The organism is Rhodanobacter sp. FDAARGOS 1247 (assembly GCF_016889805.1).
In the GTDB taxonomy this organism is placed as follows: Bacteria; Pseudomonadota; Gammaproteobacteria; order Xanthomonadales; family Rhodanobacteraceae; genus Rhodanobacter.
Window position 1 is genome coordinate 2,908,098 of record NZ_CP069535.1, and the last position, 21,496, is coordinate 2,929,593.

General features: G+C 65.3%; 15 protein-coding genes and 1 pseudogene. 4 read left to right on the forward strand and 12 right to left on the reverse strand.

Annotated features, from left to right (window positions below; genetic code table 11):
* Nucleotides 1-321: 321 nt before the first annotated feature.
* The 9 genes and pseudogenes from I6J77_RS13305 to I6J77_RS13345 form a co-directional block, all read right to left on the reverse strand.
* Nucleotides 322-1,044 (reverse strand): hypothetical protein, encoded by a 723-nt coding sequence (locus I6J77_RS13305; protein WP_204109357.1) that lies wholly within the window; start codon nucleotides 1,042-1,044, stop codon nucleotides 322-324.
* Nucleotides 1,045-1,129: 85 nt separating this feature from the next.
* Nucleotides 1,130-1,673, reverse strand: a pseudogene (locus I6J77_RS13310) (transposase).
* A gap of 155 nt (nucleotides 1,674-1,828) precedes the next feature.
* Nucleotides 1,829-1,975 carry a hypothetical protein gene (locus tag I6J77_RS13315; RefSeq protein WP_204109358.1) on the reverse strand — a complete coding sequence of 49 codons (147 nt, stop codon included), beginning with the start codon at nucleotides 1,973-1,975 and terminating at the stop codon, nucleotides 1,829-1,831.
* Nucleotides 1,976-2,183: 208 nt separating this feature from the next.
* A complete protein-coding gene (locus I6J77_RS13320; protein WP_204109359.1) occupies nucleotides 2,184-2,927 on the reverse strand; it encodes a hypothetical protein in 744 nt (247 codons plus the stop codon).
* 63 nt (nucleotides 2,928-2,990) lie between these two features.
* Nucleotides 2,991-3,137, reverse strand: a complete 147-nt coding sequence (locus tag I6J77_RS13325) for a hypothetical protein (RefSeq protein ID WP_204109360.1) — start codon at nucleotides 3,135-3,137, stop codon at nucleotides 2,991-2,993.
* A gap of 126 nt (nucleotides 3,138-3,263) precedes the next feature.
* Complete coding sequence (locus tag I6J77_RS13330; RefSeq protein WP_204109361.1) at nucleotides 3,264-5,390, reverse strand: peptidase domain-containing ABC transporter; 2,127 nt, start codon at nucleotides 5,388-5,390, stop codon at nucleotides 3,264-3,266.
* A 190-nt stretch (nucleotides 5,391-5,580) separates the two neighbouring features.
* Nucleotides 5,581-6,156: a DUF3267 domain-containing protein gene (locus tag I6J77_RS13335; RefSeq protein WP_204109362.1), complete on the reverse strand. Its 576-nt coding sequence runs from the start codon at nucleotides 6,154-6,156 to the stop codon at nucleotides 5,581-5,583.
* A 475-nt stretch (nucleotides 6,157-6,631) separates the two neighbouring features.
* Nucleotides 6,632-6,865: a hypothetical protein gene (locus I6J77_RS13340; RefSeq protein WP_204109363.1), complete on the reverse strand. Its 234-nt coding sequence runs from the start codon at nucleotides 6,863-6,865 to the stop codon at nucleotides 6,632-6,634.
* 112 nt (nucleotides 6,866-6,977) lie between these two features.
* Nucleotides 6,978-8,258 (reverse strand): HlyD family efflux transporter periplasmic adaptor subunit, encoded by a 1,281-nt coding sequence (locus I6J77_RS13345; RefSeq protein WP_204109364.1) that lies wholly within the window; start codon nucleotides 8,256-8,258, stop codon nucleotides 6,978-6,980.
* A 504-nt stretch (nucleotides 8,259-8,762) separates the two neighbouring features.
* Between I6J77_RS13345 and I6J77_RS13350 the strand changes: the two genes are divergently transcribed.
* The 3 genes from I6J77_RS13350 (at nucleotide 8,763) to I6J77_RS13360 (ending at nucleotide 17,184) form a co-directional block, all read left to right on the forward strand.
* Nucleotides 8,763-11,363 (forward strand): glycosyltransferase family 2 protein, encoded by a 2,601-nt coding sequence (locus tag I6J77_RS13350; protein ID WP_204109365.1) that lies wholly within the window; start codon nucleotides 8,763-8,765, stop codon nucleotides 11,361-11,363.
* Nucleotides 11,364-11,515: 152 nt separating this feature from the next.
* Nucleotides 11,516-13,288, forward strand: a complete 1,773-nt coding sequence (locus I6J77_RS13355; protein ID WP_204109366.1) for an autotransporter assembly complex family protein — start codon at nucleotides 11,516-11,518, stop codon at nucleotides 13,286-13,288.
* 146 nt (nucleotides 13,289-13,434) lie between these two features.
* Nucleotides 13,435-17,184, forward strand: a complete 3,750-nt coding sequence (locus I6J77_RS13360; protein WP_204109367.1) for a translocation/assembly module TamB domain-containing protein — start codon at nucleotides 13,435-13,437, stop codon at nucleotides 17,182-17,184.
* On the opposite strand, the gene I6J77_RS13365 is transcribed toward I6J77_RS13360, so the two are convergent.
* The 3 genes from I6J77_RS13365 to I6J77_RS13375 form a co-directional block, all read right to left on the reverse strand.
* Nucleotides 17,185-17,892 carry an SDR family oxidoreductase gene (locus I6J77_RS13365; RefSeq protein WP_204109368.1) on the reverse strand — a complete coding sequence of 236 codons (708 nt, stop codon included), beginning with the start codon at nucleotides 17,890-17,892 and terminating at the stop codon, nucleotides 17,185-17,187. It abuts the gene before it with no gap.
* 95 nt (nucleotides 17,893-17,987) lie between these two features.
* Entirely contained in the window at nucleotides 17,988-19,133 is a 1,146-nt protein-coding gene (locus tag I6J77_RS13370) for an HlyD family secretion protein (RefSeq protein WP_204109369.1), read from the reverse strand.
* Complete coding sequence (locus I6J77_RS13375) at nucleotides 19,130-19,726, reverse strand: TetR/AcrR family transcriptional regulator (RefSeq protein ID WP_204109370.1); 597 nt, start codon at nucleotides 19,724-19,726, stop codon at nucleotides 19,130-19,132. The genes I6J77_RS13370 and I6J77_RS13375 overlap by 4 nt, the downstream gene beginning before the upstream one ends.
* A 50-nt stretch (nucleotides 19,727-19,776) precedes the next feature.
* Here I6J77_RS13375 and I6J77_RS13380 point away from each other — a divergent pair, with 50 nt between their 5' ends.
* Nucleotides 19,777-21,390, forward strand: coding sequence for a DHA2 family efflux MFS transporter permease subunit (locus I6J77_RS13380; protein ID WP_239308982.1), 1,614 nt, complete (start codon nucleotides 19,777-19,779; stop codon nucleotides 21,388-21,390).
* Nucleotides 21,391-21,496: the final 106 nt, after the last annotated feature.

A 21,496-nucleotide genomic window follows, 5' to 3' on the forward strand; every position in this document is an offset into this window, starting at 1 on the left:
AGGAAACGCCAGGTAAGTTGTCGCAAAATACTGACCTCGGAACAGGGAACGCCCTGCCCCCCGGGCCAGACGACAACCACGAAGATCCATGCCGGCTGCGGTTGTGACGCGACTCTAGCGCAAAAGGCCGGCCATCCTCTGCCGATTCAGGCAAACCTCAAGCCATTCCTCGGGAAACGGCCGCGCCAGGTTGGCTGCAGCCTGACGATGGGGAAGCGCAAGACGCACGCGCCGACCAGGCAGCCAGCACTCCCTGCCAAGATGGCGCGCGCCTCGAGCAAACCGGTTTGTCAAACAGCGCCCTGACGCCTCTTGAACCATCTACCCATGGTGCGCCAGGCATGTTTCCGCGTAGTCATGGGGAACAACTTCATCGGGATTGTTTTCGCTGACAATGCCCTTGACTCCGAACGATCTGAGCTTGTTGATGCTCCATGGCCAGAAGACCACTTCTCCGGCGTCCAGTTTTCTTTGTACCTCAGCCGGCGGCTTGTTGATCATGTCCAGGCTTACCTGGCGCTCATCGTAAAAATCATGGATCTGCCAGACGTCTGCCACCAGTCGCTGTTTGACATCGTCGGCGATCTTTCTGGTCAGAATGTCATCAATCGACCACAGTCCGCGGTGCATTACCACGTCAGCGCAATGAAGAAGAACGCGGTGACGACCCATCAGAAACAGGAATGACGCGCAGGCTGATGCGCACATGTCGCCGGCAACGGGCACGGGATCGTATTCATCGAGCATCCTGACAATATAGATGGCTGAATCCACGTAACCGCCCTCGCCGGACACGATCACGTATGGATTGTTTTTGATCTTGCCTCTCAGCTTCGCAACGCTCAAAAACATGGCTGGGTCGATCTTTCCGCGGAGACAAACCACACGCCCATCGGCAACAACATTTACCCCCTGCAATCCGCGGCACGAGGAAAAATCCTTCTGCGCCTCATGCAGCATCTCGCTTTCAGCGACATCCGCCGCTCTGCAGTGACTGGAGGCGCAAGAAAGAAAGATGAAGAAAACCGGACGCAAAAATTTCATTGACACAACCTCCAAAAGTGGCGCCAAAGGCTGGAATAGATGATGTCTTCAGCACCGCTCACATCGCGGATCAACATGTTGATGATTAGAAGGACCGATTACTCATTTGCAGGTACCGGCAAAGCCCGGGGATCTGAATAGGCCATCGTCGAATGGCCTTCCAAATGACTTGTCGAAAAGTTAGACAAGGCGGACAGGGCAGTATCTGCACCGTGTTTTTGACCAGCCCCATGAAGCGAACCTTCTGAAGGCCGAACTGACGTTTTGCGACGCGGAACGGATGCTCAACCTTTGAGCGAACTGCGGCCTTCATGTGCTCCGAATGCCTGACGGCATCCTTGAGTTCGCCTTCGGGCATCGCGTCCGTGACGCTGCCACGCGCCAGCAGCAAGCCCGCGAAGCAGCGAAGTGGCACGACCTCGTATAACGCCTGCTCCATCGCTGTAACCGAACCAGTTCTGCACCAAGTGGATGCGCAGCATCGACTTGAGAGCATACGGCCGCCGGCCGTTGCCTGCCTTGGGACAGACCGGCCCGATCACTGCCAGCAACGCCTTCCACAGCACCACTTGTTCCATCTCATCCAGGAACTCATGACAGGCACCTCGCGTTTGGACGGCCAGTTGCAACCTAGAGGACGGGACTTGCTCAGACTTTCCCCAGGCGTGGATTGATTAGCCCGCCCACTTTGTCCTATCGATCCGGCCACCGACTCATTGCTTTCACCAAGCTACGCGACACCACTGCCGGACCTGCAGTTCCGGCAATGGCACCGCCTAATCGGTTACTCGTGCGAGATGTGACATTCCTTCTTCGTCGTGGTCGTGGTCGAACCGTCCTTGTTCGTGGTCGTGGTGGTGGTGGTGGAGCAACCTGCCTCCGTCTTCCCGCCGTTGACGAGTTCCAGTTCGCTGATGGTCATCTCACGCATTGTCTCTCTCCTTTTGGATCGGTGCATACCGTGCACCTGCGGGTCATGATGCACATGCATCATTCGGGTCGGACATGCGCCCCAACAATTTCCAGTCCTGGCGCACGTCCCGCATATTTTTCGGAACACCCGACGTCGCCAGTTCCGGCGAGCGGGTGGCAACCACCGAAGCACTCGTTCACTTCAGGGCTGCCACTGGCATCGCGAATCACCGAAGCGCGGCGGTGGAAAATTTCACCTGGTAACCGTTCCTCTTCAGGATTTCCCCGATCCGATCCGGGCTGTAATCGTGGCAATACTTCAGCTTCTTCACGCCGTAGTTCCTCAGCGACTTCATCGAGGGCACCCACACCCCGGCGGACGTCGAGTAGGAGTACTCGCCGGTCACCGGATCCAGCGTGTAGCTTTCTTTCAGATCAAGGGCGTTGACGGCCTTCTCCGAGTCCGCCAACAAGGCGATATCGACGCTGGCGCCTGCATAGAATGCTGATTCGTCGGCATGAAACGCGTCGAGCCAGGCTGCATACTCGACCACAAGCCCCTCCGGAATGCCCTCGGCCCGCATCGAACGAGCCTCGTCCTCGGCCTTGCCGAGGCCGCCGTGCCACGCAACCACCGAGTCGCACTCGATATTCAGGCGCTTTCCGGCTATGGCCAGATAGCTTGCGCATGCGGAAATGCATACTCCCTTCACGTCAATCTCGACATCCGGACGTCCCTGGATATCTCTGGCGATCTTCAAGGCCACGGACGGGTAACCACCGCTGCTGTTGAGCAGCACTCTGGTAAAGCCACCCCTGGCGACCGCCAGATATTGTTCGTACGAACCTTTTTCGATATCCCCCTCGAACCGTATGGTCGAGCTGGAGGACCTGGTCCATCCGGCCCATGCGCACTGACTGAACAGCACGCCCGTCATCAGGATCAAATGGATAAAGCCATGCTTGTTCATGAGTCGTCCCGGTCAGATCCATTGCCGGAGCCGCAGCTCCGGCAATGGCGTCAAATCACCCGCTTACGAATGCGAAATGTGACATTCCTTCGTCTTGGTGGTGGTCGTGGAACCGTCCGGGTTCTTGGTGGTGGTGGTGGTGGTGGAGCAACCTGCCTCGGTCTTGCCGCCGTTCACCAGCTCGACTTCCTGGGTCGTAATCTCGCGCATTGCATTTCTCCTTGTTGTGGGTGCACACCCTGCACCCTGGGTCACGATGCATGTGCATCACGAATCCGCATCCGGGGCCGCGAAGCCCGTCGTTCGTCAGCCGTCCCTTTCGGGACACCAACGCGATCAAACCGACCGATCCATGCCCAACTGGATGACCCTTCCCGCCGCGGCTACCGTCTCCGGCCGGTGCGCGATCACGATCCGGGTGATCCGCAACCGCTGAACCGCCGCGTTGACCAGGCGTTCCCGCTCCAGATCCAGATGGCTGGTCGCCTCGTCGAGCACCAACAGCCGCGGTCGCCGATACAGCGCCCGCGCCAGGATCACCCGCTGCTTCTGTCCGCCAGACAGGCTGGAACCCATGTCGCCGACGAGGCTCTGGTAAGCCATCGGCATCGCGGCGATATCGTCATGGACGGCGGCGAGCCGCGCGGCGGCTTCGATCCGCATCGGCGTTGCCTCGGGGTCGAAGAAACTGATGTTGTCCGCGATGCTGCCCGCGAACAGCTGGTCGTCCTGCATCACCGCGCCGATCCAGCGGCGATAGACATCGAGCCCCAGCTTGCGGATGTCGACACCGCCAAAGCGCACCTCGCCTTCCGTGGGCGCAAGCAGCCCGAGCATGATCTTGGCGAGCGTGCTCTTGCCGCAGCCACTGGGCCCGACGAAAGCCACGGACTCGCCCGCATCGATGCGCAAGTTGCAATGGCGAACTATCCACGGCTCGCCTTCGGCGTAGCGGAAGCTGACGTTGCACAGCTCGATGCTCGCCTCGGGAGCCGGCCCGTCCCATGACGACGACGAATTTTCTTCCGGCGCGGTCAGCGCGATATCCGCCACCCGCTCGGCATGCAGCCGAAGCATGCAAAAGTCCACGTACTTGTCGATCAGCCCGGCCGCGCGACTGAGGAACTGGTCGGCGTACGCGATGAAGGCGATCAGCATGCCCGCGGAGAACTCGTTCTTCAGCGCCAGCGTGGCGGCGATCCAGATCATCGCCACCCGACCCATGCCGAACATCAGCTGGTTGCTGAGGACGAAGGCGATGCCCAGCCGCTGGATGGCGATGTCGCGGTTGGTCGTGGACACCGTGGCATTGGCGTAGCGCGACAGCCGCTCGTCCTGCTTGCTGGCCAGCTTGATCGGCATCGCGCCACGGATGGATTCCAGCAACTCGCTCTGCTGGCGGGCGCCGTAGACGATCTGCTCCTCGCTGGCGCGCCGCAACGGACCGAAGAAGCCCCAGCGGACCAGCCCATAGACAAGGAACAGGCCGGCCACCAGCGCAGTGAGCCCGATGCTGTAGAACGCCATCACCACCAGGGTCACCAGTGACATCAGGCCGTCCAGCAGGGACCCGATGAACTGTGTGGTCAGGGTGCGCTGGATGGTCTGGATCGAGCCGAAGCGGGACACCACGTCACCGACATGCCGCTTCTCGAACCAGTCCAGCGGCAGCCGCATCAGGTGGGCGAACAGGTTGCTGGCCCATTGCACGTTGAGCGTGGCGCCCAGCCAGGTGACCGCCCATGAACGCGCCGCCGTGACCAGCGCCGAAAAGATCGCGATGCCGATGAAGCCCAGGCCCAGCAAGGTCAGCAGGTCGCGATCGGCCGATACCAGGACCTGATCCATCACCCATTGCAGATAGAACGGCGCAGCCAGCGCGAACACTTCCAGCGCCAGGGCCAGCATCAGGATCTGTGCCAGCGCGGGAACGAGTCCGCGCACCCGGCCGGTCAGCGCGCGCATGGATACCGCCTGGCGTTCGCGCACCGGAGCGAAGTCGGCGGCGGGACTCAGCTCGAGCGCGACGCCGGTGAAATGGTCGGACGCCTCCTTCATGCCGAGTTTGCGCAGGCCACGCGCCGGGTCGTGGATGACGATGCCACGCTTGCCCACGCTCTTCAGCACTACGAAGTGGTTGAGATCCCAGTGCAGCACGCAAGGCGTCCTGAGCCGGGAGAGGTCGCCCATGTCCAGTTTCAACGGGCGACAGGCAAGGCCCAGTTGCCCGGCCATCGTCATCACGCGGGCCAGCGTGGCGCCCTTGAGCGAACTGGAGAAACGCCGACGCAGACCGGCCAGATCCACGTCGTGGCCATGATGATTGGCGATCATGGCCAGGCAGGCCAGGCCGCATTCGGCAGCCTCGGTCTGCAGGACCACCGGCAGGTGACGCGACCAGCCGAACTGCAGCGGAAGGCTCGCGGCGGCCGCCACGGGAACGGAACGGTTGCCGTCAGCCATGCGCAACTGCTCTTCCGCAAGCCACATGACCGACAGAAGGCAGGAGGCCCATGGCCATCATGCTGGTGTCGCCTGAAGTCCTCAGCACGGTCTCGACTCCATGCATTCTGCGACCCGTCCTGCGAAATCATCAGACGCCCACCGGGTCGCTCGACAGCGAGCCACCGCCGCACAACGAACCGGTGCGGTATCAGCCGTGGCGAAACCCATAGAACTCTCCCATAACGACCGCGCGGCGCGGTACTTTGCAGAGCAGCAGAAAGATGATGCACACGTCACCGCTCGCGGCGGTTCCATTCAATATGGACAACGACGAAAGCATGGGCAGGTATGGGGCGGGCACCATCCAGGCCAGGGGAAATGGCAGCAGCGTCAGCACCAGCATCGGCATGAATGCCACCATCACCGCTTTTGGCCGGCTCAATTCGCCCAGATAGGCCACATAGGGAAGATGCGTTTTCGGATCAAATCCCATGTATGAGCGTTCGCCACGACCGGAACCGGGCAATGCCAGCAGGTGAATGAACTCATGCACGATGACGATGCCGACCAGAGTCCCGATGAAGATGCCGGGAGGTTGGTCAAAGACGCCAAGAGCCCAGCTGTGCGGCCACAGCAGCGACCAGGCTAGGTAAAGGCATGGCCCGACCATGAGCAGTCCGAGCAGTGTTGCCACGACGTGCAGTCGCCCATAACTCTCGATCAGCCGATTCGCGCCTGACAGATCGCAGCCAACCTGAGGCGGAAAACCATACTTGAACTTCATGCTGTCAGCCCGCAAGGATTCATTGAAACCGCCCCATGAATTGAATGCATGTGGTGGCAACGTCATTCAATCATTGAATGGCACGCAGTGTGTCGCCCGATTCCAGCCGCGGCTGAATCTCCGCCCGCTCTTACAGCGTGAGTTCGTTGTACGTCCTCATCGCAACAACCCATGTCAGATTTGGCATGGTGTTGCACGTGGAGTTTGAGACGGCCCAGCCAAGTAAATCGTCCGCCTCCTTTTATCAAAGGCTCGGGCGACCCTGCCTCGACTCGATTTTTCGCCAGATCCACACCGTGATGCCCATGAACAGGGCATTTAGGAGCAGCCAATATTCGCCAGCCATGACTCTGCAGATCGGCGGAAATATGAAAGCGCCGGACACAAAGATGAACAGTGGGAGGATTGTAGTTTTCACGAAAATCTCCTTGCAAATTGAGGATCCCCCACCTCACGATGAGGAATCAAAATCGGATCAACCCAAGGGAGTCACACCAATACCGAAGTCCATGTATCCGATATTGCCGTTGGCATAGCCCCCACTGATCGAGTTGGCCGCGTCGCCACCGACGATGCACCCCGCAGCTGCTCCCCACGGACCAAGTTCCGAAAGCATCGCTCCGCCAATGGCGCAACCGATGGTCTCCGAGCTAACCATTTGCAGACCACCGGAAACGTTGTGAATTTCCTTCGCAATCAAGTCTTTCATATCATTCTTCCTGTTGATGGCAGTAGACCCTGCCGGTGTTAGTCGTCGATCTGACAACCAAATCTTGAGTCTCGTTTTCAATATCCTTGCCCAACCATTTTGTCAGGCGCGCTCAACCGCGCGACTCGTCTTCTCCCAGTTGATGGGCCATGCCGTACAGTGGCTCGAACACCCACTCGATCAGGCGACGACGTTCCATCAGCACGTCGGCCTCCAGAGCCATTCCGGGCTTGACCGGCTCGGGCCGCCCGTAAGCCATCACCTGCTGGCTGTCCAGCTTCACTTCGATGCGATACAGCGGCTCGCGTGGCTGCTGCCCGATCAGGGCATTGATCTCCGCCACGCCCAGAGCGCTGCGCGAGATGTCGCTGACCCTGCCGTACTGCTGGCCGAACTTCTGGTAGGGGAACGCCTGGTAGCGCAAGACCACCCGGCTGCCCGGTTCGATGAAGCCGATGGCCCGGCTCGGCACCAGCAACTGCGCCTGCAGCGAGGAGCCCGCCGGAAGGATGGAAAGCAGCGGCTGGCCGGCGGCGACCATCTGCCCCTCCTTCAACAGCACGGTGGAAACCACGCCATCGCGCGGCGCGCGCAACACCACCGCCCGCTGCATTTCGTTTTGCGCCGTCGACTGGGCCAGGGCGGCGAGTTGTCGTTCGGTTTCGTTGCGCTTGCCTGCCTCGTCCAGCGGCAGGCGCGCCAGCTGCTGTTGTGCCTCGTCGAACTGCTGGCGGGCATCGAGTTGCTGGCGCAGCAGCGTCTTGTATTGCGCCTGTGCGTTCAGCACCGCCGCTTCCTGCTGCTGGATCTGCACCGCAGATACGAAGCCCCGTGCGGCCAGCGGCTTGATCTTCACCAGCATCTGCCGGTTGCTGGTCACCTGTTGCTGCTGGATCGCCAGCTGCCCCGCGATCTGGGCCAGCTGGCCCTGCAACAGGGCCATCCGCGACTGCAGGGCGTCGCCCTGCTGCTCGCCCAGTTGCTGCTGATTGACCAGATCGGCCTGCAGGCGCGCGCGCTGGATCTCCAGCTGCCTGCCGACCAGCGCATGGGTGTCGCCCAGCGCCGCGCTGTCCTGTTCGCTGGAAAGGCGCAGCAACACCTCGCCCTTCCTGACCCGCTGGCCATCGCGCACATTCAGCCGGGTGATCGTGCCCGCGTCGGGAGCCGCGACGTTGAGCAGGCCGGCGCTGGGCACCAATTGCCCCGCCACGGTCTCACGGCGGGTGTAGTGGCCAAGCAAGAGGAACAGCAGAATCACCGTGGCCAGCGTCAGCGCCAGCGTGGTAAGCAGCCAGCGCGACAACGGCGCGGCCACGATGATCGAACCGAGCCACTCGCCGCGTCTGGCGTCGATGACTTCCTGTCGAAACAGTCCCTGTGACAAAACCATCCTTCCCTGACCAGCGATCCACGATGAGCCGAACAGGCTGCGCCCGGCACGAAAGCCGCGCATTGTTCGGATCATGTCCCCGCGGCGCCATAAGACAGTTTCTTATTGACGAAGCGGTTCCTGCCCGCCGACCGCTGCAGCGCATGCCGGCCCGCCGCCACAACCTTTCCCCGCAACAACGACTTGCAGACAGGCGCCGCCGCGTCACCGGGTCTGCCTCATGCCTTCAAGAGCCACCGGCACACACGCATGAACTGTGATCGGCATCAAGACGGGCCACCTGCAGGATGCCGATCGCCCGGGCCCGCGCCGGTCACAACCTCGACCCGATCGCCGCAACCACCGGCCGACAAGCTCCCGCGGAGACGGCCGTGTCCGGCCTCACGAAGGCCGTCGCGTGCGGACGAAGTTCTCCCCGCCCCGGGATTCATTGGCCGTTGGTCTCAAATTCGCTAAGCTTCTGCGGCTCGGTCGCCAGTCCGGCGAAGCCTCCCTGGGGATCTCTTGAGCATCACCGCAGCAAACCACAACAGCCGATATCCGCTGCTCACTGCGATCCTGCTCGCGCTGGTCGTGGCGGCGATGAACATCGGGCTGTGGTGGTACGGCAACCTGCCGCATGGCCCGGATGACTGGCACGGCAGGATCGGCGGTTTCTCGCTGTCGGTGTTCCAGCGCTACCAGAGCCCGTTCAAGCAGGACTATCCCAGCAGCGACGACATCGCCGCCGACCTGAAGCTGCTGCACCGGTACAGCGACCGGGTGCGCACGTACACCATGCAGCAGAACCCGCAGATATACCGGCTGGCGCAGGCCGAAGGCCTGAAGGTGATGGCGGGCGCCGAGATCGACAAGCGGCTGGACAACAACGAGCGCGAGATCGAGCTGCTGATCGCCAAGGCGCGCGCCTATCCGGACACGATCACCCGCGTCATCGTGGGCAACGAGGTGCTGTTCCGCAACGACCTCACGCCGGAACAGATGATGACCTACCTGGACCGGGTGCGTGCCGCCGTGCACCAGCCGGTGTCGATCGCCGAGCCGGATTACATCTGGCTGAAGTATCCCGAGCTGGCCCGGCACGTCGATTTCATCACCATCCATCTGTTCCCGTTCTGGAACGGCATCGCGCGCAAGGATTCGGTGCCGGCCGCGCTGGGTGCCTACGACCAGGTCCGCCAGCACTTTCCGGACAAGCCCGTGGTGGTCGGCGAAATCGGCTGGCCGTCGAACGGTGACCGGCATGAGTACGCCGATCCGTCGGTGTCCAACGAGGCGATCTTCATCCGCGACTGGATGAACGTCGCCAAGCAGCAGCACATCGACTACTACCTGCTCGAAGCGTTCGACCAGCCGTGGAAGGAAAACCTGGGCGAAGGCCGCACCGGCGCGTACTGGGGCATGTTCAACGCCGACCGCCAGATGAAGTTCCCGCTGACCGGCCCGGTCACCGAGGACACCGGCTGGCCGTGGAAGGCACTGGCCGCCAGCCTGCTGGCGCTGCTGCCGATGATCCTGTTCGCCCGCCGCTTCAGCCGCTTCCGGCTGATGGGCAAGCTGTTCTTCTGCGCGCTGATCCAGCTGGCCTGCGGCCTGCTGACCTGGTCGGCCACGCTGCCGTTCAACTTCTACCTGAGCTGGGTCGACTGGACCATGCTCACCTTGCTGTTCCCCGCGCAGATCGCGATCCTGGCGATCCTGCTGATCAACGGCTTCGAGTTCACCGAGGTGCTGTGGCGGCCGAAATGGATTCGCCACGCCGGCATGCTCACGCCCGATCCGCCGGAAAAGCAACCGTTCGTGTCGATCCACCTGGCCTGCTACAACGAGCCGCCGGAGATGGTGATCATCACGCTGGATTCGCTGGCCGCGCTGGACTACGCGAACTTCGAAGTCCTGGTGATCGACAACAACACCAAGGACCCGGCGGTGTGGCAGCCGGTGCAGGCCTACTGCGAGAAGCTGGGCAAGCGCTTCCGCTTCTTCCACCTGGAACCGTGGCCCGGCTACAAGGCCGGCGCGCTGAACTTCGGCCTCAAGGAAACCGATCCGGCCGCCGACGTGGTGGCGGTGATCGACGCCGATTACGAGGTGCGCGCCGACTGGCTGGCCACGCTCACCGGCTACTTCCACGACCCGAAGGTAGCCGTGGTGCAGTGCCCGCAGGCGCATCGCGAGTTCGAGCACAACGCGTTCCGGCGGATGACCGCGTGGGAATACGACGGCTTCTTCCGCATCGGCATGCACCACCGCAACGAGCGCAACGCGATCATCCAGCACGGCACCATGACCATGGTCCGGCGCACCGCGCTGGAAGGCACCGGCGGCTGGTCCGAGTGGACCATCTGCGAGGATGCCGAGCTGGGCCTGCGCCTGATGCACGCGGGCTACGAGCTGGTCTACGTCGACGAGCTGATGGGCAAGGGCCTGACCCCGGCCGACTTCAAGGCGTACAAAAGCCAGCGCTACCGCTGGGCCTTCGGCGCGATGCAGATCCTCAAGGGGCGCTGGGACTGGATGACGCAGCGAGGGCCGCTTTCGGCCGGCCAGCGCTTCCACTTCCTCACCGGCTGGTTCAGCTGGTTCGCCGACGCGCTGCACCTGATCTTCACCCTGATGGCGCTGTTCTGGACCGCGGGCATGATTGCGTATCCGCAATACTTCAGCCTGCCGATGCAGCTGTTCCTGATCCCGGTGATCGGCTTCTTCTTCGCCAAGGCGATCTTCGGCATCGTGCTGTATCGCGCCCGCGTCCCGTGCAGCTGGTACGACACGCTGATGGCGTCGCTGGCCAGCATGGGCCTGTCCCACGCGATCGCCCGGGGCATCCTGCACGGCCTCACCCGCGAGAAGACCTCGTTCGTGGTGACCGCCAAGAGCCGGCGCCTGGGCGGCAGCAACTTCGCCGCCTTCGCCCCGGTGCGCGAAGAGCTGCTGATGGCGATCGCGCTGGCGCTGTGCGTGATCGGCATGGCGCTGGGCTACGGCACGCGCTACATCGAGGGCACCTTGTGGATGTTCATCCTCGCCGCGCAATCGATTCCGTACGTGTCGGCGGTGATCGGGGCATGGATCGCGCACAAGGCCGGCGACAAGGCCGGTTGATGCGCCCGTTGATATCGCCTCGGCGATATCAACAAATCAAGCATGACGCCCTGGCGCTCAGGAAATCCGTCATGCTTCATACGAAGCCAACAACTCCTTGGGTAAGCTGCCCTCACCCCCGCGAACACGCCATCGAGGACGGAACCCCACGCATGCGCCGATCCCCACGACGCCTGAGCCTGCTGCTGCCGCTGCTGCTGTGGGCTACCGCAGCCCACGCCGGCGTGCAGTTGACGGTGGATGGCGTGGCGGACCCGTTGAAGGCCGCGGCGATTTCCGGTGTCGAGCTGTCGCAATACGCGAAACGCGAGGTGAGCGACGCCCAGATCCGGCGCCTGGTCGAACGCGCGCCCGACCAGGTCAAGGCGGCGCTGCAACCCTACGGCTATTACGACGCCACCGTCACCGACGAGCTGCAGCAGGTCGGCCGGGACTGGCACGTGACCCTGCACGTGAAGCCGGGCGAACCAGTGAAGGTCACCGACGTCGAACTGCAGCTGGACGATTCCGCGTCGAAGATCGCCCCGCTGCGCCGGGCCCGGCGCGCGATCGAACGACTCAAGGGCCAGACCCTCGACCATGGCGCCTACGAACACGCGCGCGACGCGCTGAGCGCCCAGCTCACCGCCAACGGCTTCCTCGACGCGCGCCTGGTCACCCATCGCGTCGAGGTGAACCGCGCCAACCACAGCGCGGCGATCAGGCTGGCATGGGATGCGGGCCCGCGCTTCCGCTACGGCCGGGTGCACTTCGAGGGTTCGCAGTTCAACGACGGCTTCCTCGACCGCTACGTGCCGTTCAAGTCCGGCGACTACTTCGCCCAGGACCAGTTGCTGGTCTTGCAGCAGGCCCTGAACGGGGCCGACTACTTCGCGGTGGTCAACGTGTTGCCGGACATCGACGAGGCGAAGGATGGCGTGGTCGACGTCACCGTGCAGCTGGCGCCGGCGAAGCGCTCGATCTACACCGGCGGCCCGTTCATCGGCACCGACACCGGCTTCGGCGTGCGCGGCGGCCTCGAGCGGCGCTGGGTCAACCGCCGCGGGCACAAGTGGAAGAACGAACTGGTGCTGGCGCAGAAGCTGAAGACACTCTCCACGCTGTACTCGATCCCGATGCCGGGCGACAACCAGCGCAGCTACAACGTCGGCGCCAATTTCCGCGACGCCAACACCGCCACCTCGCAGTCGCGCACGCTGGAGCTGGTCGGCAACGAGACCCGCCAGTGGCATGGCTGGACGCGCACCGTGGGCGTGCATGCGCTGTCCGGCACCTTCACCGTAGGCAAGCGTGGCAACGAGCCCGACAGCGCACCCGGCATCGAGCACGGCCGCAGCACCCTGGTATTCGGCGAGGCCTCGCTGACCCGCAAGCAGGCCGACAACCCCGACTTCGTGCGCCGCGGCTGGCTGCTCGGCATGGCCGTGCGCAGCACCGCCGGCAGCCTGCTCTCCGACGCCAGCTTCAGCCAGTTCACCGCCGACGCGAAGTGGATCCGCGCGTTCGGCGCGAAATCGCGCAACCGGCTGATCCTGCGGGGCAGCTTCGGCATCACCCACACCGACGACTTTTCCGCGCTGCCGCCGCAGCTGCGTTTCTTCGCCGGCGGCGACCGTTCGGTGCGCGGTTACGGCTACCAGTCGATCGGGCCGCGCAACAGCGACGACCGCGTGATCGGCGGCACCAGCCTGCTGGTCGCCAGCAGCGAGGTCGAACACTACTTCACCCGCAACTGGGGCATGGCCGCCTTCGTCGACGCCGGCAACGCGTTCCGCGGCACCGACTACCGCCCGAAGATCGGCGCCGGCCTGGGCCTGCGCTGGCGCTCGCCGGTGGGCATGATCCGCGTCGACCTGGGCACGCCGATCCACGACGACCGCGCCCACGGCATCCAGCTGCATCTGGTGATCGGACCGGATTTGTAAGCGGCTGGGAATGGGGAATCGAGAATAGGGAATCGGAGAAGCTCATCCATGAACATGGCGACCAACAAGGCGGGGACAGAACACCCAATGTGTATTGCTTTCCCCCATTCCCCATTCCCGATTCTCCATTCCCTGCCTCCCCACCCATGAAGTGGCTCAAGCGCATCGCCATCGCATTCGCCGCGCTGCTGCTGGTCGTGGCGGCGGCGCTGTGGTGGCTGCTCGGCACCGGTGCCGGCCTGCGCTTCGCACTGGCGCGGGCTCAGTCCGCCACCGATGGCGCGCTGCAGGTACGGCAGGCGCACGGCCGATTGATCGGTCCGCTGGACCTGGCCGGCGTGCACTACGACGACGGCAAGAGCGCCGTGGCAAACGTGGCGAAAGCACACCTGGATCTGCACTTCTGGCCGCTGCTGGCCAAACGGGTGCACGTGATCGCCCTGGACGTCGACGGTGTCGAGGTCGCCTTGCCAAAACCCGCTGAAGACGACAAAGCCAGCTCCGGCGGCTTCACGTTGCGACCACCGGTCGAGCTGATCCTCGACCGCGTGCACGTCGGCACGGTCAAGGTGACGCAGGACAGCCAGCCGCTGTTCGCCTCCAACCAACTGGACCTGGCCGGCAGCTGGACCGATCGCGGCATCGAACTGCGCCAACTGGTGCTGCAGGCGCCCGACGGCCACGCCAGCCTCGACGGCAAGCTGGCTGTCGGCACTACCTATCAGGGCAGCGGCAAGGCCGCCTTCGCATGGAAGGTCGGCGACATCGATTATGCGGGCAGCCTCGACGCGCACAGCGACGGCAAGCAGGCACGGCTTGACCTCGCACTCACCGCACCGGCCGCGATGCGACTGCAGCTGGAGCTGGCCCAGCGCGGCGACTACGCCTGGACCGGCAAGCTCGATGCGCCACGCTTCGATCCGAAGCCGCTGCTCGGCGACAGCTCGCTGAAGGCCTTGGCGATCGCCGTGCAAGGACATGGCGATCGTTACAGCGGCACGCTTGACGGCCGATTCGACCTCAACGACTACCAGTTGCTGCTGCAGCCACTGCGTGCGCAGTTCAGCCACGACTTCCATACGCTGAGCCTGCAGCAACTCAAACTCGGCTCGCCGCAGGTCGAGGGCAGCGTGGAAGCCAGCGGCACCGTGCAGCTCGCCGCCAAGCCGCTCAGCGCGCAACTCGACATCCGCTGGAACGACCTGCAGCTGCCGGCGGAACTGGTCGGCCAGGCGCTGGCCAGCCACGGCGAGCTCAAGGCCAGCGGCAGCGCCGACCAGTACCACGCAGAAGGCGACGTCGCGATCGGCCCGCCCGGCAAGCCGGCGCAGCTGGCGCTGGATCTCGACGGCACGCCGCAACGGGTCACCCTGCACACGCTGGCGCTGAAGCAGGCGCAAGGCGGCCTGCAGGCGAACGGCACGCTGACCCTGGAGCCGACATTGGCGTGGCAGGTCGAGGCCACGGCCGACAAGCTCGATCCCGGCCAGCTTTTCGCCGGCTGGAACGGTGCGCTGGATTTCGACATCGCCAGCAGCGGCAGCCGGCCCAAAGACGGCCCGGACGCCACCCTGGAAATTCGCCAACTGGCCGGCAAGCTGCGCGAGCGGGCAATTGGCGGCCACGGCAAGCTGCACCTGTCGCCCGATGAAGTAATCGACGGCCAGCTCGACCTCGCCTCCGGCGGCAGCACGGTCAAGCTGGTGGCCCGGCCCGGCGCCAGCAACGATGCCGAACTGCAGCTGGCGATCGCCTCGCTGGGCGACTGGCTGCCGGATGCCGGCGGACGTCTGGACGGCCATTTCAATATCCGCGGCAGGCAGCCGAAGCTCAGCATCAACGGCCAGCTGCACGGGCAGTCGCTGGCCTGGCAGCAGCAGAAGGCGGATACGCTGCAGTTGATCGTCGGCATCCCCGACATCAGCCATCCGGCCGGCAAGCTGGACCTGCAGACCGGCAACGTGTACCTGCAGGGCCTGCTGTTCCAGCAGCTCAACCTGCTCGCCGAAGGCAGCCAGGGCGATCATCGCCTCGACGTCGACGCCCGCGGCACCCAGCTCTCCGGAAAACTCTCCCTGCATGGCGCATTGAAGGGATCGGCCTGGAACGGCACGCTCTCCACGCTGAACCTGGAGCCGCAGGGCATGCCTGGCTGGCGCCTGCTGCAACCCTCGCAGCTCGGTTACAACGATGGCGCGATGAGCCTGTCGGAACTCTGCCTCAGCGCCGGCGACCCGCAACTGTGCGTGGCCGCGAAGCAGGACAAGCCCGGCAACCTCGACGCCAGCTATCGGCTGCAGGCATTGCCGCTGGCGCTGCTGCTGAACGCCAGCGGCAACGCCGACCTGCCGATGCGCGCAGACGGCACCATCGAAGGCAGCGGCAAGATCCACCGCAGCGCTGCCGGCGCGCTCAGCGGCAATGCCTCGATCAGTTCCGCGCAGGGCAGCATCAGCTATACCGACCATGCCGACGAGCCCTTGCTGCGTTACGACCAGCTGCGCCTGACGGCTGACCTCTCGCCCGCCAGCCAGCGCATCGAGATGCATGGCGGGCTCGACGACGGTGGCCGCATCGACGGCCAGGTCGCCCTCACCGGCGCGCAGCAGGCGCTGGATGGCCAGCTCGCCTTGCGCCTGAACAACCTCGCCTTCATCGAGCTGTTCAGCAGCGAGGTGGCCAGCGTCAAGGGTGGCGTCGATGGCAACTTCCGTTTCGCCGGCACGCTCAAGCAACCGGCGGTCACCGGCCAGGCTGCCGTGCGCGGCTTCGCCGCCGAGGTGCCTTCGGCCGGACTCAAGCTGAGCGAGGGCCAGCTCACGGTCAGCACCGCCGATGCGCAGCAGTTCCTGATTCGCGGCCAGGTGAAGTCGGGCGCCGGCACGCTGGCCATCGACGGCAACGCCGGTCTCGGCGCCGGCGCGCAAACCCGGCTGACGCTCAAGGGCAACCAGTTCACCGCCGCCGACATCCCCGCCGCCAAGGTGGTGATCTCGCCCGACCTGACGGTAAAGCAGGACGCGAAAGGCATCGACATCGGCGGCGCGCTCAGCATCGACAGCGCCGACGTCAATGCGGAAAAACTGCCCGGCGCCGGCGCCACCCAGGCCTCGCCCGACGTGGTGGTGGTCGATGAAAAACAACAACAGCAGGCGGCCAGCAAGCTGCCGGTGAGCGCCCTGGTCAAGGTCGATCTCGGCCGCAAGACGCATGTCGTCGGCATGGGTCTGAACGGGCGCGTCAGCGGCACGCTGACCGTGGTCGAGCGCCCCGGCCGCGCCACCAGCGGGCAAGGCCAGCTCACCGTCAACGGCACCTACAAGGCCTACGGCCAGAACCTGCAGATCCAGCACGGCCAGCTGCTGTTCGCCAGCACGCCGATCGACAACCCCGGCCTGAACATCCGCGCCGTGCGCAAGCTCAACCCGAACGCCACCATCGACGAAGGCCAGGAAGTGGGCCTGCTGGTCTCCGGCACCGCGCAGCGGCCGATCCTCACCGTGTTCTCCAACCCGGTGATGGAGCAGTCCGACGCGCTGTCCTACCTGGTCACCGGCAAGCCGCTGTCGCAGGTCAAGGGCGGCGAAGGCGACATGGTCGGCGCCGCCGCCCAGGCGCTGGGCTCGGCCGCCGGCGACCTGCTGGCCAAGAGCATCGGCTCGAAACTGGGCGTCGACGACATCGGCGTGTCCAGCAACGAGGCACTGGGCGGCAGCTCCGCGTTCACCGTGGGCAAGTACCTGTCGCCGCGGCTGTACCTCAGCTACGGCGTGGGGCTGTTCGAACCCGGCGAAGTGATCACCCTGCGCTACCGGCTCAGCCGGCGCTGGAACTTCGAGGCCCAGCAGGCCACCGAATTCAGCCGCGCCAGCCTCAACTACCGGATCGAGAGATGATCAGCCGGCGCCACCGAGATACAGCGACGGAGTCGCGCCGAGGCCGGCCTTGACGTAGCGCGCGGTGTCATCCGCCAGCACTTCCGAGGCGCCGGCCTCGACGCCGGCCAGCACCGCCTGCGCGATGTCGGCGGGCTTCGACTTCGGCGCCTCGACGGTCTTCACCATGTCGGTGTCGATGTAGCCCGCATGGACCGCGACGACCTGGGTGCCCTGCCCGCGCAACTCGTTGCGCAAGCCGTTGGTGAGCGCCCACGCGGCGGCCTTGGAGACGGAGTAGTCGCCGGTGCCCGGCAGGCTGGCCCAGCTCAGGGCGGACAGCATGTTGACCAGCGCGCCACCGCCGTTGCGGCCCAGCACCGGCGCGAACGCGCGGCTCACCGCAAACACGCCGTAGAGGTTGGTTTCCATCACGGCGCGCAGCGCATCCACGCCGTTGTCGCCGAGCAGGCTGTCGCCGCCGATGACGCCGGCGTTGTTGATCACCAGGTCGACGTCGCCACACTGCGCGGCGGCCGCGGCGATGTCGGCGGCGTTGTTGACGTCGAGTCGCACCGGCACCAGGCCGTCCAGCGATGGCACGGTCGAGGGATCGCGCGCGCCGGCGTAGACCTTGCGCGCGCCGGCGGCCAGCAAGGCCTGCGCGTAGGCGAGCCCGAGCCCGCGATTGGCGCCCGTGACGAAAGCGACACTGTTCTGGATTTTCATGAGTCGGAACCTCGGAGAAGTGGGAGTGGGACTTTGCTGGCCGCGACCCGCGCGGCCTATCCGTTTCTTGCGGGTGATGACGGTGTTGCGCCTGTTCAGCGCGCCGCCTGCATGGAGGGCGATCCGCCCAGCTTCACGCTGACGGTGCTGGACAGGCCCGGCCGCAGCCGCGCCAGCGCGGCCTGGCCCGGATCGAAGCGGATGCGTACCGGCACCCGCTGCACGATCTTGGTGAAGTTGCCGGTGCCCGGCTCGAACGGCAGCAACGAGAACTGCGAACCGGAGCCCGGCGCGAAACTCTCGACGTGGCCGTGCAGGGTCTGACCGGGCAGCGCGTCGACCTCCACGCTGGCGTCCTGGCCGACCACCATGCGGGCGGTCTGGGTTTCCTTGAAGTTCGCGATCACGTACAGCGCGTCCAGCGGTACCACGGTGAGCAGGCGCGAGCCCGGCTGCACGTAATCGCCTGGTTCCACCTGGCGGTCGCCGACCACGCCGTCGATCGGTGCGCGGATCAAGGTGTTGGCCTGATCCTGCCGGGCCAGGTCGAGCGCGGCCTTCGCGGTGGCGACGCCGGCCTCCGCCTGGGCAAGCCCGGCCTGCAGGGCGAGCCGGCTCGCGTGGGTCACCGACGCCGCATCGCGGCTGACGGCAAACTGGGCGCGGCTGTGTTCCGCATTGGCCTGGGCGGTGATCGCCGCCGTGCGGAACTGTTCGGCCGCGCTGCGCGACACCGCACCGCTGGCGATCAGCGCATCGTAGCGTCGACGGTCGGCCTCGGCCTGCTTCTGCTGCGCATCGGACGAGCGGATGGAAGTCTGCGCCGCACGCATGTTCGAGCCCGCGAGGCGTTCCTGCGCGTCGAGCGCGATCAGTGCGGCCTTCGCCGCAGCGACCGAAGCCCGCGCGCTCTGCAGGTTCGCCGTGGCCGATGCCACGCGGGCGTCGAACTCCTCCGCGTCGATGCGCAGCAGCGGATCGCCGCGATGCACGCGCTGGTCGTGCTGCACCAGCACCGCGGCAACCAGCCCGCGCACCTTGGGCGCGACCACCGAGCTGTCGGCCTGCAGGTAGGCGTTGTCGGTGGAGACGCTGCGCTTGGGCGCGGCGATCCACCAGGCGCCGGCGAGCGCGACCACCAGGGCCACGGCCCCCACCAGCAGCGGCTTGCGCGACCATGGTGTGCGGGGGCGCGCCGCTGCGGTGGTCGCGGGCGTGCCCGAAATACCGTCGGCGCTCATCGCTGCGATGCCTTCATGCCGAAGCGCTGCTTGAGCTGCGCACGCGAGGCGGCGAGGATCGCGTCGGAGCGTTTCGCATCCTGCTCGATCCGCGCCAGCGACAGCGCGCCGATCAGCTCGGCGATCATCGAACGCGCCCCGGCTTCGGGTTCGGCATGACCCAGCAGCGCCAGCTGGCCGGCCAGTCCCGCGGTGGAGTGCTGCACGCCGAGCGCGAACTGCTCGCGCGCCGGCCCGGACAGCCGCGGCACGTCCGAGGCCAGCGCAGCCATCGGGCAGCCGAAGCCGCGCGCGTCGCGATGCTTCTTCGACAGGTAGAAGTCGACGTAGGCCGCCAGCCCTTCGGCCGGGTCGCGATCGGCGGTTTCGTGTTCCAGCCGCGCGCGCGCCTGCTCGAACATCTGTCCGATCGCCGCGGCGACCAGCTCGTCCTTGGACTTGAAATGGGCGTAGAAGCCGCCGTGGGTCAGCCCGGCCTCGGCCATCACGCCGGCCACGCCGACGCGATCCGGGCCATCGCTGCGGATCGCGCGCGCCGCGGCCTGCAGCACCAGCTCGCGGGTCTTCTGCTTGTGTTCGGTGTCGTAGCGCATGACGGCCTCGCTTTTTAATATGATGATCATCATACTACGATTTCCCACCGATGCAAGAGCTGCCCGTGAACGCCCTCGCCACCACCTCCCAAGCCATCCCGATCGCCCCCGCCGACCTGCCGCTGCCGCGCAAATTCCTGATCTTCGGCGTGATGGCGTTCGGCATGTTCATGGCGCTGATCGACATCCAGATCGTGGCCGCCTCGCTCAACGAGATCCAGGCCGGACTCTCGGCCGGACCGGACGAGATCAGCTGGGTGCAGACCGGCTACCTGATGGCGGAACTGGTGATGATCCCGTTCTCCGCTTTCCTGGCGCAGGCGTTGTCGACGCGCTGGCTGTTCGCGCTGTCGGCCGCGCTGTTCACGCTCGCCAGCGCGCTGTGCGGAATGGCCTGGGACATCCAGTCGATGACCGTGTTCCGGGTGATCCAGGGCTTCGTCGGCGGCGCGATGGTGCCGACCGTGTTCGCCACCGGTTTTGCGCTGTTCACCGGGAAGCAGCGCGCGCTGATCCCGGCGATCCTCGGCATGGTCTCGGTGCTGGCGCCGACGCTGGGGCCGACCGTGGGCGGCTGGCTTACCGAGGTGGTCGGCTGGCGCTCGATCTTCTACGTCAACATCGTGCCGGGCGTGGCCGTCGCCGTGCTGTCGATGCTGCTGGTGAGGGTGGACCGGCCGAACCTGGCGATGCTGAAGCAGATCGACTACGTGCACCTGGTTGCGATGGCGGTGTTCCTCGGCGGGCTCGAATACGTGCTGGAAGAAGGCCCGCGCCACGAGTGGCTGGGCGACCCGGCGATCGCCACCGCGGCATGGCTTTCGCTGGTGGGGTTCGCGCTGTTCCTCGAGCGCTCGCTGCGTTCGTCCGGGCCGATCGTGCGGCTGTCGCCGTTCCGCCAGTCCACCTTCGTGCTGGCCTGCGTGCTCAGCCTGGTGATCGGTTTCGGGCTGTACGCGGCGACCTATCTGGTGCCGGTGTTCCTGGGCCGCGTGCGCGGTTACAACAGCCTGCAGATCGGCACCACGGTATTCGTCACTGGCCTGGCGCAGATCCTCAGCACGGTGGTGGCGGCGCGGCTGTCGCAGCGCATCGACGCGCGCTGGACGATCAGCGCCGGCCTGCTGCTGTTCGCCGCCAGCCTGTGGCTGTTTTCCGCGATGACGCCCGAATGGGGCTTCGCCGCGCTGTTCTGGCCGCAGGTGCTGCGCGGCTTCGCGATCATGCTGTGCATCGTGCCCAGCGTGAACATGGCCTTGAATGGTTTTGCCGCGGCCGAGCTGCGCTACGCCTCGGGCCTGTTCAACCTGATGCGCAACCTCGGCGGCGCGATCGGCATCGCGGTGGTCAACACCTGGCTGCAGGACCAGAGCCGCATCCACGTCGCGCGCTTCGGCGAGAACCTGGGCGAAAGCGGCCGCCATGCCGGCGAGGTGGTCGCGCAACTGGCCGGGCGGATCGACCAGCTCACCACCGATTCCTCCCACGCCCTGCTGATGGCGCAGGGCGAGCTGGGCCGACTGGTGTCGCGCACGGCATTGACGCTCGCCTTCGACGACGTGTTCCGGCTGATGGCGTGGATGTTCGTCGCCGCGCTGCTGCTGGTGCCGTTCTGCCGCACCCCGCCGCATGCCGCCCAGGGTGCTGTCGTGGAAGCGCATTGAGGGAGACGCCCCGCCCTCCCCGATTTCCGGCCGACGGGGCGTCGACGCGCGCGTCCGGACAGTGCAAGCTGTGCGGCACCGACCTGCCGCCTCATGGAGACCCATC